General features: G+C 61.2%; 9 protein-coding genes. 2 read left to right on the top strand and 7 right to left on the bottom strand.

Annotation, left to right across the window (positions count from 1 at the left end; genetic code table 11):
- Positions 1-102: 102 nt before the first annotated feature.
- The gene (trpD, locus tag JIN84_RS15595) at positions 103-1,173 is read right to left on the bottom strand and encodes an anthranilate phosphoribosyltransferase (RefSeq protein WP_234043482.1); all 1,071 of its coding nucleotides are present in this window, start codon (positions 1,171-1,173) and stop codon (positions 103-105) included.
- Between the two features lie 323 nt (positions 1,174-1,496).
- On the opposite strand from trpD, the gene JIN84_RS15590 reads away from it, so the two are divergent.
- Complete coding sequence (locus JIN84_RS15590) at positions 1,497-2,744, top strand: TraB/GumN family protein (RefSeq protein WP_200351969.1); 1,248 nt, start codon at positions 1,497-1,499, stop codon at positions 2,742-2,744.
- Between the two features lie 11 nt (positions 2,745-2,755).
- Here JIN84_RS15590 and JIN84_RS15585 read toward each other — a convergent pair whose 3' ends face one another.
- Together JIN84_RS15585 and JIN84_RS15580 are read right to left on the bottom strand one after the other, a co-directional pair.
- Positions 2,756-3,013 carry a histidine kinase dimerization/phospho-acceptor domain-containing protein gene (locus tag JIN84_RS15585; RefSeq protein WP_200351968.1) on the bottom strand — a complete coding sequence of 86 codons (258 nt, stop codon included), beginning with the start codon at positions 3,011-3,013 and terminating at the stop codon, positions 2,756-2,758.
- 88 nt (positions 3,014-3,101) lie between these two features.
- Positions 3,102-4,838, bottom strand: coding sequence for a 4-alpha-glucanotransferase (locus JIN84_RS15580; RefSeq protein ID WP_200351967.1), 1,737 nt, complete (start codon positions 4,836-4,838; stop codon positions 3,102-3,104).
- A gap of 282 nt (positions 4,839-5,120) precedes the next feature.
- Between JIN84_RS15580 and JIN84_RS15575 the strand changes: the two genes are divergently transcribed.
- Positions 5,121-6,659 carry a glycogen synthase gene (locus tag JIN84_RS15575; protein WP_200351966.1) on the top strand — a complete coding sequence of 513 codons (1,539 nt, stop codon included), beginning with the start codon at positions 5,121-5,123 and terminating at the stop codon, positions 6,657-6,659.
- Positions 6,660-6,746: 87 nt separating this feature from the next.
- Here the strand turns inward: JIN84_RS15575 and JIN84_RS15570 are convergent, their stop codons facing one another.
- The 4 genes from JIN84_RS15570 to JIN84_RS15555 form a co-directional block, all read right to left on the bottom strand.
- Entirely contained in the window at positions 6,747-7,523 is a 777-nt protein-coding gene (locus JIN84_RS15570; protein WP_200351965.1) for an SDR family oxidoreductase, read from the bottom strand.
- Between the two features lie 27 nt (positions 7,524-7,550).
- The gene (locus tag JIN84_RS15565) at positions 7,551-9,386 is read right to left on the bottom strand and encodes an alpha-amylase family glycosyl hydrolase (RefSeq protein ID WP_200351964.1); all 1,836 of its coding nucleotides are present in this window, start codon (positions 9,384-9,386) and stop codon (positions 7,551-7,553) included.
- Positions 9,387-9,557: 171 nt separating this feature from the next.
- Positions 9,558-10,196 carry a TVP38/TMEM64 family protein gene (locus JIN84_RS15560; RefSeq protein ID WP_200351963.1) on the bottom strand — a complete coding sequence of 213 codons (639 nt, stop codon included), beginning with the start codon at positions 10,194-10,196 and terminating at the stop codon, positions 9,558-9,560.
- On the bottom strand, positions 10,193-12,532 hold the full coding sequence (locus JIN84_RS15555) for an endonuclease/exonuclease/phosphatase family protein (RefSeq protein ID WP_200351962.1): 2,340 nt from the start codon (positions 12,530-12,532) through the stop codon (positions 10,193-10,195). Before JIN84_RS15555 ends, JIN84_RS15560 begins: the two co-directional genes overlap by 4 nt.
- Positions 12,533-12,542 lie beyond the last annotated feature (10 nt).

Raw genomic sequence — 12,542 nt, 5'->3', positions numbered from 1 at the left:
ACTTCCGCCCACCTGTCGATGAGGAGTCGCGGGAAAGCAAGAGGCCTTCGCATTCTTCCTCAGAAACGCCCCACCGGAAGGCCGGCCGGCGTGCCACCGGCCTCACGCCCGCGATGCTTTCTGCAACAACCGCAGTTTCTCCAGCGCGGCACCGCTCGCGATCACCTCGCGGGCCAGATTGATACCATCGCCCATGTTGTCCGCCAGGCCACAGCATGCGAGGGAAGCTCCGGCGTTCATGAGCACCATGTCACGCTTCGGCCCGGTTTCCTTTCCGGCGAGGATGTTTTCGAGAATCACCGCATTCACCTTGGCGTCCCCGCCCTGGAGATCCTCCACCTCGGCATGGGCGAAGCCGAAATCCCTCGGCCGGACTTCCTCGTCCTCCTGGTCCTGATACGCGCCGCTTTTACAGATCCGTGTCGATCCCATGAGACTCACCTCATCCACCGAGCGGCCGTCTCCGGTCGTGCCATGCACCGCCCACGCGCTCTCGCGCCCCAAGCGTTGCAGGATCTCGGCAAACGCCGGACACAAGTCCCTCGAAAACACGCCGATGAGCTGGCATTGCGGCCGCGCGGGATTCATCAGCGGCCCTATCAGGTTGAAAATCGTCTTCACTCCGCGTGACGCCAGGGATTTCCGCACGGCGGCAACCGATTTGAACGCCGGATGATACAACGGAGCGAACATGAATCCAAGGCCCGCCACCTCGACGCAGCGGCGGAAGTCATCCGCCGGCATATCGATCCGGATTCCCAAGGCCTCCAGCACATCCGCGCCGCCGCTTTTCGAAGTGATGCCGCGGTTCCCGTGCTTCACCACCACCGCCCCCGCCGCGGCGGAGACGAACATCGCCGTGGTGGAGACATTGAACAAGTCCAGTTGGTCGCCCCCGGTGCCGCAGACATCCAGCGTCGGCCCTTCCAGATCCAGCAATCCGAGGTGCGGGTTCACCGCTTGCTCCAGAAACGCCTCCACGAAGCCCGCGATCTCGTCCGGCTTTTCCCCCTTCGCCGAAAGAGCTTCCAGCAGGCGTCCCTTCTTTTCATCCGGTGCGGCGGGATCCAGCAACAGATCCACCGCCACCCGCACCTCACGGGGTGAGAGATCCTGTTTTTCTTCGAGGTGGTGAATCAGGGCGTCCATGCCGGAGCCTACGTCTGCCAGCATGGAGAGGGCCAGAAAGAAACTTCGTATTCGCGCCCTCCCGCCCGCCGTTTCCGTCACGATCCCAGCGGGTCCCCAAATTCCCCGCCTCCGGTTATCGAAAATTTCCAGCCCTCCTATGCGTTCGGGATCAGTTTACAATTTCTCCTGGCCGAGAGAGCCGTGGCCAGCGTGTTGGACCCGGTGGTTCACATGATATCGGTCATGGGCGGTCAGTGACAGGATCCGAAGAACGCTGAAGAGGGTTTTGTCGGCGTCATCCTGGTCCCCTGTCTTTCCTTGGGCAAAGCGGGAGCGGTGACTGGAAACCGCCGGTCAAATCGTAATTGCCTGAAGCACCCGGCCACGAAAGGCTCTGCGGCGTGATGACAGCAGAGATTTCACCACCTCCCATTCCGAAACCGCGGTCCGTCGTGAGGACGGCCATCGCCGCGATCCTCAGCCTCACTCTCGTAATGTCGCTGGTGAACGCGACCGTCGCGCTGGCAAGCGACTCGCTCGTCGTTTTTCTCGGCAACCACTCGCTGGTCGGAGCACTGCCATGGGTGGCGCTTCCCACCCTGCTGATGACCTTCGCGGTTTACGGACTGATGCTCCTCACCCCGATGATCCCGAAGCGGTGGTTCATCCCTCTGACCCTCTGCGGCCCGGTGACGGCGCTCGCGGCCCTGCCGCTGATGATTTATTTCCACACGCAGGCCCCGTGGATCGCCTTCGGAATTTCCGTGGTCCAGATGGTGGTCTGCCTGGTGGTCCTTCGCAAGATGCGCGGTTCGTGGAGCATCCGCTGGCCGCTGTTCAACGTGGACCAGCTTGGAGACCGGGGGTTCCGATGGGGACACACGGCCGGTTTCGCCACGGTGAACCTGCTGGTCCTGCTGCCTGCGACGGTGGCCTATCTCGTCGTCTGCGGCGGCCTCGCGCTTAACCATTATACCGGCGGATTCGTATCACTCCGGCCCGAGGGCATGACGATGCAGGCGCGGAAATACATCCGCGATGATGGCAAGACGGTGGAGCTGGTGCCCATGAGCCACATCGGCGACTCGGATTTCTACCAATCCCTCACCGCATCGTTTTCTCCGACAGCCGTCATCCTGATGGAAGGCGTTTCGGACAAGGACAAGCTGTTCGCCAACAAGGTGGGCTACAAGAAAACCGCCCAGGACCTCGGACTTTCCGAGCAACAGGAGTTTTTCAAACCCAAGGGAGAACTTGTCGCCGCGGATGTGGACATTTCCCAGTTCAGCAAGGCCAGCCTGGAGTATCTGAAGAAAACCATGACGATCCATGCCAAGGGCGTCACTCCCGAAACCCTGCCGCTCCTGATGCAACCCGCTCCCGAGGATCTGCCGAAGCGGCTCATCGACGATCTTCTCACCCTGCGCAACCGGCACCTGCTGGAGGTGATGGAGGAGCGGTTGAAAACGTCCGACCACATCATCATCCCATGGGGGGCCGCGCACATGCCCGGCATTTCCGAAGGCGTGTTGAAAGCGGGATTCCGCGTGCAGGACACGGAGGATTTCGTGGCGATCCGCTTCAGCGGAAGGAAGACGGCAGGCGGGGGCTGAGCATCGAGCGCTCAGTGCCTGGAGCGGGAGCCACCGGGCAGATAGGCTCTCGGATCATTCACAAGGTCATTCACCTGGGCGGCGAGACTGTCGATCTGTTTCTCAAGGATCTCGATCATCCGGGTGTCCTGCTCGGACGACGCGAGCATGCGCAGCACTTCCACGGTCGTCCGCATGCAGGAAAGCGGTGTCCGCATGTCATGCGCGGCCTTGCCGATGATTTCTTTCCATGGCAGCGGCTCCCCGTCCGTGTTTTCCAGCGTGCTCATGCGGGCATCATGCGAACCATGTCTTTCCCTGTCCAAGCGAAATTCACTTGTTATTTTCATGTGTCGGTCGGTGCGGAGTTACGTAGGTTCAGGCACGGTCGTGTTCGAAAATCAGGCGGCGCACCGTCGCGATGCGCGGGCCGAACACCGCATGGTTGGCGAAGTCGGCAAAGGGAAAGTCCAGCCGGTCGCACCAGGTTTCGATTCCGTAACTTCCCGGCAGATTGAAACGGAGCGGCACCCCCAGCAGATCGCTGCACATGAAGACGGCCAGCTTGCAGCGGGTGGCGAGCAGGGCCGTTTGCAAAGCCACCAGAAGACGATCGTCCAGCTCCTCAGGAGGTGCTTCGGCCCAACCCGCGAACCCGAGAAGCCAGGCGAGCTGCGAGGCTTCCCTGCCATCCGGATTGGCGGCCGCGGCGCGTTGCAAATGGAGATAAGTGATCGCCAGCGGCGCGTTGTCATGGTTCGCGTAGGTCACCAGACTCAGCTCGCGCAGCAGCAGGTCCGCAGGATCTTCCTGTCCGGAAAATTGTTCGAGTTGTGGAAAAACCAGGTTCGCCAACGGAAGTTCTTCAAGCGCGCGGCTCATGTATTCCGGCATCGCGCCCATCAGCTCCGCCACCAGTTCCATAGGCCCGGCGGCCTCGCGGATGACACCGATCAGTTCGCGCCCCTGGAGTTCGTTCATTCTCGCGAACTGCGGATCGTCGTCCGGACCGAGGACGAAGCGCGGCAGTTTCCCTCCTGTCTTGAGGGCTGCCTCCTCATCGGTCAGATTGGAATATTCCGAATGCCTGGCACCGCCCGGCCACGGAAACATATAGGCACGGAAATATCCGCGAAGGTGGTCCAGGCGGCAGATGTGGAAAAACCTCCGCTCTCCCGCCACCCGCGAGCGCAGCCATGCGAATCCCTTCGACCGGTGGTTCTCCCAACGGTAGGAAGGCAGTCCCCAGTTCTGTCCCCAGCGTTCCGCGTCCTTGTTGGTGTCGAAATGGGTCAACGGCCGAGAGCCGAGGTTCCACTCGAGATCGAACAGTTCGGGGTTCGCCCAGACATCCGAACTCCCCCGGCCCACTCCGAACGACATCTCTCCCATGAGCATGACGCTCCTGCTCTCCGCATAAACCCGCACGTCATCCCACTGGCGGTGCGCGATCCACTGGGCATAGGCGTAGCCATCCCGGATATCCTCCAGTTCCTCCCGGTCCGGGTGCTGCATCAGCCAGTTGTTCGCGCCTTGGAAAGTGTGGTGTTCGGGCCGCCAGTCCAGCCACTCGGTGTTGCCCTCGTACTCGCGGATCAACAGCCGGAACAAGGTGTAATGTGGCAGCCAGGCCTTCTCCTGCTCACGGAACTCCGTGAACTCCCGCATCAGGTCCGTCTGGTTTCCCGTCAGGAAACGGTGCCACGCGAGTTGCAGGACCTGCATTTTCAGCGGATGCACCGAACCGTGTTTGACGATGCCGTTCCTCAACTGTGCCCGCCATGCGTCGGGCGCGGCGCGCTCGAGATCTCCGGCCAGCAGACCCGGCACCTCGTCCGGATGCAGGTAGATGTAAACGGGAGAAAGCGCCCTGGAACTGATGGGATTGTAGGGGCTGTGGTCGCCGAACGTCTCGTGGATCGGCAGGAGCTGCAGCACCTTGAACGAGTTGTCCGCACAAAAATCGATGGCCTCGCGCACCGCCCGGGTGTCCCCCACGCCGAAATCCTCGCGATGCCGCATCGCGAAAACCGGCACCAACAGGCCCGCCCTGCGCTGGGTCAGCGGTATTTCGTCATGAGGGGGAGTGGCGGGTGCGGAGAGATCGGTATCCATGTGGCGGCCTTCGTTTCGCAGGCGGCGTGCCACGTGGACCACCCTACCGGAGCCTGGGGCGGCCCGCGTTAAGAACCATGGCGAAGCGTCACGAAACACCGTTCCCATATTGAAAAACCAAAATGTGCCAGCCCGCGCTTGTTCGCACATTGCAATCGCACGGTATGCAATTTGCATCCCCGGCGGATGTGTCGGGAAAAAACCTGACACACTATCAACGCCTCCGCCGCGTGAGGATTCTGGCATGCCACGGGCTACACGAATTGAAAAAAGAACAGATCCATGTCCTTTACAGCCCCTTACTCGATCCGCCATGCCACAAGTTCCACTCCAATTCCCAAATCCCAGGCCAAAGAGGTGAATCGTGGCAGGCGTCCGAGAATCCTTCTGGTTACTCCTGAAATCAGCGCCAGCGATCATCTGGCGAAAAACGGCAAACCCGCTCCCTGCGTCAAGGCCGGCGGACTGGCAGACGTGAGCGCGTTGTTGTTCGATTCCCTCGCGGAGTCCGGCGCGGACGTCCATGTCGCCATTCCCCATTTCAGGTCCCTCTTCCAACTGGGTCCCAAGGGACATTCGAGGCGACTGCACCTGTGCCAGGACCGCGAGTTTTCCTACCGCCGTTCGGTGTATGACGGTTGCGCGCAGTCGAACCTGAGAGCGGCCCTCGCCTTCCAACGGGATGTGATCCATTACGTCATGCCGAGGTTGCAGCCGGACCTGATCCACTGCCATGACTGGATGACAGGCCTCGTACCCGCCGCCGCCCGCTCCATGGGCATCCCTTCCCTCTTCACCGTTCACAATCTCCATGACGAGCGGGACTCTCTCGGCCACATCGAGGACCGTGGCATCGACGCCGCCCGCTTCTGGGAAAACCTCTATTTCCACCAGTATCCGGGAAGCTATGAAAACGCGAGAAACAACAACTCCGTGAGCATGCTCGCCTCCGGCATCCTGGCCGCCGACCACATGAACACCGTCAGCCGCAGCTTCCTTGGCGAGCTGGCCGGCGGCGACCACCCCACCTCGTGGGCGATCACCGATGCCGTCCGAGGAAAACTCGGAGCAGGTCGCGCGCACGGTATCGTGAATTCACTGCCGTCATCCATCTCACCCAAGCAGGATCCGCATCTTTCCCATCGCTACGACGCGTCCAATCATGTTTCGGGAAAGCTGGCCAACAAGCTCGCGCTCCAGCGCGCGCTGGGACTCGAAGAAGACGAGGAGGCTCCGATCCTCTTCTGGCCTTCCAGGCTTGATCCGGTCCAGAAGGGATGCCACCTCCTCGCGGACATGCTCTACCGGCTGGTCAGCGACTACTGGGGCCTCGGGCTCCAGGTCGTCTTCGTGGCGGACGGCCCCTATCGCGAGACCTTCGAGGGAATTGCGAAATTCCACAATCTCAAGCACCGCATCGCGGTCGCAGGGTTCAGTGAAAGCCTGTCGCGCCTCGGCTACGCGGGATCCGACTTCATGCTCATGCCCTCCGCCTACGAACCCTGCGGACTTTCGCAGATGATCGGCCTGCGCTATGGAAGCCTGCCGATCGTCCACTCCACAGGCGGCCTGCGGGATACGGTCACCCATTTTGATCCACAGCAGAACACCGGCAACGGATTCGTTTTCGAGCACTACAACCCCCAGGGCCTGCGCTGGGCCATTGATGAGGCCATGCGCTTCCACATGCGTCCCCAGGCGGAGCGGAAGGCACAGGTTTCCCGCATCATGACACAGGCGGCACATGACCACTCCCCAGCTTCGATGGTGGATCAATACATGGAGATCTATCGGAAATTGCTGCAACCGCAATCAGCGTGAAGCAGGTGGCGGGCACAGATGCCCGATCACCATTTTTCATTTCCACCGAACCCTGGCCGACAAGCCGCGGATCGGTGTTCTTTATCATCATCCTTGCAGCAGCGACTGCGCGCCATCCACATAAATTTCCGTTCCGCTCACGTGGCCGGATTGCGCGGAGGCCAGGAACAGGATCACGTCCGCCACATCATCCGCCACACCGGGTTTGCCCTGGGTGAGAGGCACGTCGCCAGCGGGAAACTCCACCGGCAGGTGCAGCGCTTCCATGTCCCGCCTTTCCGTCGAATCGTCGATGTTGGTGGTGATCGCGCCGGGGCAGATGACGTTCACCCGGATGTGGTCCTTGGCGAGTTCGAGCGCGGTCATCTTGGTGAACGCCACCTGCGCGGCCTTGGAACATGAGTATGCGGTCGCACCCGAATTGCTGAAGATACGGTTTCCGTTCACCGAGGAAACCACGATGACGGAGCCACCGTTCTTCTTCAGCAGGGGCAGGGCCAGCTTGACGGTCAGAAACGTGCCGCGCAGGTTGACGGCCAGCGTCTGATCCCACTCGTCCACCTCCAGTTGGTCGAGCGGCGCCCACACGCCGTTGATGCCGGCGTTCGCCACAACCGCATCCAGCGAGTCCCATTGTCCCGCGATGCTTGCATATGCGGCGATCATTTCCTTCTCGTCCGAGACATCCGCCACGGCGCAACGGTGCCCGTTTGCCTCACCGCCGATCTCCGCCAGCACCTCCTCCAATTCTTCCGCCGTGCGCCCTAGCAAGACGACGGAGGCTCCCGCGCCGGCGAGGGCGTGGGCGGCGGCCCGGCCGATTCCCGATCCCGCGCCGGTGACCAGCGCGCGTTTTCCTGACATGGATTTCATTGTGGATTTGGTCATAAATCATTCCTCCCACTGGTCCCGCCACTTGGCGGTCGCTTCCGGCGTCACCAGACGCAGCCTCACCATCCGGGACTCCCGGTGCGGCGGCTTGTCCGGTTCATGCGAAAAGATGACGAACTTGTATCCGATCGCCTTGCCGGAATTTTCGTTGAAAGGAAGTTCTCCGAACCATGTGTTCGCATTCACGCATTCCAGATCGAGCGCGCGGGACAGGTCCCATTCGCCCAATTCCGCGCAATCGCCGATGACCGCGAGCCGGTCGCCGGGCTGGGTGGGCGCGCCATTGACCTGCACACGGATCAACGTTTTCGCGACCACCCGCTTTCCCCGCGCGGACAGGACAATGGCTTCGTTCTCTTCCAGCAGGACGGTCGCACGGGCATCGTTGATTTCGATCGTCCGGCCGCTCAGCAGACACCTGTGACCTCCATCGGGAAATTCGAGATTCTCCACGGACAACTCGCGGCGCGGCCCCTTGTTGAGAAAGACGAGGCAGCGGGAATCGCGGTAGCGGCGCAGGAAGACATAGGATTGCTCGTCCACCCATTTCGGCCATTGCCCGCCCCACTGGACCGCGAAGTTGCGCTTCCGCTCGCGTGCCAGGATGCCGATGAGGCGCGTGGCCCCGGTGGGCTCCCAAGCCTCCATCATCGGCCGGTTGTATGGATCGTTTCCGCCATCCGTATCATCGTGCAGATACTGCTCGCACCCATAATATAAACAAGGAACGCCGCGGCTGCAGAGCAACAGGACAAGGGCGAGATCCATCGCCGCGTCCGAAACCCCCAGTGACTGGAGCCGGGGCATGTCATGATTCTCGAAGAATGTCACCAGTTCGGTGGCTCCATGGTAGTTTCCATCGAGGTCGAACAGATCCTGCAGCGCGTGGAATCCCGCCGGATCCGCACCGCTGAAGCAATTCCGCACGGCGATGCACCATCCGAAGTCCAGCAGGCTCATCCCCGCCTTGTTCGCGAAGTTCACCGATGCCTCGATCGCCGGGTGGTTGTAGATCCATTCGCCGAATCGGAAGAGGTTGGGATTCGCCACCCCGAGATCGAAATTGAACTCCTGCCAGAACCACAGCGGCATGTGCTTCACCGTATCGATGCGGATCGCATCCACCCCCTTGCCGATCCACAGCTTGATGGCCTCCTTGATATAGTTCCGGTAGAGGATGTTGTTTTCATTGAAGGTGGCGAGTCCGGCCAGTTCGCAGTTCTGCACCTGCCACTCGTCGCTCCAATCCTGCGTCACTCCATAATGATGATACCAATGCCGCGTGTCGTTGTCGAAGTCCGCGATGAGCGTTCCGTCGTCATAGAGCTTGCCTTTTCCAATGGTGGTTTCCGGCGAGCTGTGGTTGCACACGATATCGAGAACAAACTTCATGCGTTTGGAATGCATCGCCTCCAGGAGCCGGTCGAAGGTGGTGTCGTCACGGGTGAAGAGACGTTTCTCGGACGGATCGTTCACCCAGCGGGGGTTGATGCGTTTGAAATCGCTGGTCCAGTATCCGTGGATGGGAGCCTGCGGCTTGTCTCCCAGGCTCATCGACTCCACCTGCTCGAACAACGGCGTGGTCCAGATCGCGGAGATTCCGAAGGACCGGAGATAGGGCAACCGGTTGATGACGCCCTGCAGATCTCCCCCCCAGTATTTCGACCAGTCCGTGTGGGAAGAATCGAACATCGGGTCCGTTTCCCGGTCCTTGTCGGGATTGCCCACCGAGAACCGGTCCAGGACGAGGAAATAGATTGTTTCGGACCGGAATTCCACATCCGAGCCAGCCATGACACCAAGGTCGATTTCGTCTTCGCCGGTTGTTTCTAACATAGGTAAATATCAAGTGAGGAGGATCTGCATCAATCCACCGGATCCCGTTCCAGCAGACCGGATGCCCTTTTCCCGGATACGCCGGGCGTTGGTTTCAGGCAATTTGCGGTGAACGGGCGCGTCGGGCGGCATGCGATGCGCAAGAAGATCGTGCAGATCGCCATGGTGCGGTCATTTCGACATCGATTTCCCCAGCCATTTCCCGAGGAACGCCAGAAGCATCACCGCGGCGAGTCCGCCGTAGAGCCACAAGGGATTGACGGAGATCGCGGAGCTGCCCGCCCCGACGGGAACCACGCAGAAGATGATATAAACCGGCGCCCCCACCCATAGGTAAACCCGGAAGCTCACTTCCGTGAGGGCCAGCAGGTAGAGTTTGATCGCATAGGGTGGACCGTGCACCGACGCGAAGACAGCGGTGAACCAGACATGGTTTTTCGCGTCCGGGGTGGGGATGGAATAGCTGCTTCTCTCCAGACGTTCGCTCACCCGCCTCCTCAGCCCGCCATGCACCAGATGATAGGCGATGACATGGTGGATGAAAATTCCGGCCGCTGCGACGGCCATTCCCTGCCAAAACCCGAACTTCACTCCCGCCAGCACCAGCAGAGGACTGAGCGGAACCCCCGCCACAGGAAGCAGCGCGTAGGCGACGATGAACCAGAACGCGGGCAGGTTCCTCACCTGTTCGGTGAGCATTTCCCTGGTTTCTTTTCCTCCCTCCGTGAACAGCCAGCCACATGCCGCCGCCAGGACGAGGAATACCAGCAGCTTGCCCCAGTGGCGCCGTATCTCGCTCCAGAGCTTCATGACGGTTCCCGGAGTGAGAGTTCCACGCACAAGGGGAGGTGGTCGGAAGCAACCACCGCTGTCGGCGTCCTCGGGACCTCGATGGATTTCACGTCGAAGTGTTTGCTGACGAACACATGGTCGAGCCTGAGCACCGGATTCACCGAGGAGAAGGTGGGCCGCGGACGGAACCCATGGACCTGCGACTGGGCGTCACGCAGTCCTGTAAGCATCCGGAAGACCTTCGATCTAGGTCCCGAATTGAAGTCACCGCACAAGACAACGGGTTCTTCCTCGGGAATCGAGCCCAGCCATCCGGTGCCGATGAGAGCCCGCAGTTGTTGGAAACGTTCCTGTTTTCCCAAACCGAAATGGGTGTTGATGAGATGGATGTGCCCGCCCCCCTCTTGTTTCAACTTCACCCAGATGGCTCCGCGGGCTTCACGGTAACGGTTGGGGACGGCTTCGGTCAGCAACCCCGCCTTGACGATCTCGACCGGGTATTTCGAAAAAACCGCGATGCCATAGCGTTCCTCATTCTCGCCCAGCATCGTCTGGAACACATGGTTCATCCTCAGGTGATCCGCGATGAGCTGGGCCTGGTCGTGCCCGCCGCTGCGGGGACGATGGCAGTCCACCTCCTGCACCGCCACGATGTCCGGGTCGAAATGATTGATCACCCTGGCGATCCGCTCCGGGCGGATCTTGCTGTCGATGCCCACGCAACTGTGGATGTTGTAGGTCATCACGCGGAGTGTGCCGGTCGGCACCTCCCTCGCCATTTCCGGCACGAACTCCTCCCGCTTCCCGTCCCGGCCGAGGTAATGCATGACGATCTGCCTCAGATCCTCTCCCCTCACCCTCTGGCGGGTATTGGCAAGGTGGGAAACATGCCACCGCCGGATGCGGTCCGGAACCAGGAGGAATCCCCTCGTCTCCTCCGAACCCGGACCGCCATGGGCACCATTCTCCAAGGGAAATGTCAGCGGATCCTCGTGGGGGCTCCAGCCGCTGAACACGATGTCTCCCGCATCCGGTTGGGCGGCCAGGGCGAGCAGGTCATCCGCGGCCTCGTCCAGGAACGGATGATCCTTCCCCAGTATCTCCGCCCGGTCTTCCGGCAACTTCCACTCACCACTGCGGGTGAAAGCCCGGACAACACCACCATCACCCTTGGGCAGGATCACCAACGGAATCCGTGCCTTTTGAACAAGATCCCTGGCATAACCCACCATCGCCCCGTCCTCCGGAATGCGGGGAAAATACAGGTGTCCCACCGGCCCCATCGCCGTCACGACGATCTGGCTCCCCGGATCCGGCGCGGCTTCGGAAACCGGCGGCTTCCGGGAAGCACCGAACCACTGCCGGTAGCGGTCCACCGTGCTGCCAAGGAACTCGGACATCTTGCGGCTCCATATCTCCGTGCCGGCCAGCGGACCCGTCGCGAACACCTCGCGCAGGGCTTCGTCCAGCTCGCGGCCGTGCAGCTTCACATAGGGTGTGGATTTCTCCTGACCGTGGTCCGAGTAAACCATCAGTTCGTAATCCCGGTAGCGCGAGTCGGCGGCCGCCTTGTAGATGTCACGGATCGCGCTGTCGATGGCCTTCAAGGACCAGTGGGCGAAGGCGGAGTCCGGCCCGCGCCGGTGGGCCTGCTCGTCATAACCGAGGAAATTCGCATGAATGACCCTGACGCCCCGCTCGATGTCCAGCAGGACCCTGAAACGGATCGCCTCCCTGAGCACCACGCAAACGGCGATGCGTGCCGGGACGAAGGTGATCTCCTTGAAGACGTCTTCCCTGTCATACAACCCTCTGAGGGCATCCGCGATCGCAAGGCCGAACTCGATCACCGAAAGCACAACCATGCGCAGCAGCTTCGGCAGATAGATGATGCCGAACACCAGCAGCTTCAAGGGATGCAGCCGCCGGAACAGCTCGCTGGTGGCGAAGTCCCTGGAACAATAGCGCGTCTCCGCACCCGCGCGATAGATATTCGAATAGGCGTGCCCCCCGGCAAGCAGAGGGTCGGGGCATTTTTCCAACAACTCCTCCTCGATCGTGTTCGCGGAATCGGCTTCATACATCCGGAAATCCCTCCCCTCCGACCGGCGCAGGAACTGGAAGCTCGGAACCGCCGCGCGCACGCCGAAAAAGATCTCCCCTTGCACCGCCGGTGTCGTGGATGGCACACCCGCGTAAAAGGTCTCCAATGTGAAATGTTTCCGCCGGATCAGTTTACGAAGGAAGGGCAACTGCCCCGCCTCCAGCGCGCGCTCGAACTGCGTGCGGGCCAGACCGTCGATCTGGATCAGGATCAGCCCCGGTTCTCCGGCCTCGCCAGCGGGGGATTTCACGCCAAGAAGA

It is taken from the genome of Luteolibacter yonseiensis, from assembly GCF_016595465.1.
In the GTDB taxonomy this organism is placed as follows: Bacteria; Verrucomicrobiota; Verrucomicrobiia; order Verrucomicrobiales; family Akkermansiaceae; genus Luteolibacter; species Luteolibacter yonseiensis.
The sequence above is the reverse complement of the archived record's forward strand: the minus strand, read 5'-3'. Positions and strand labels throughout refer to the sequence as shown.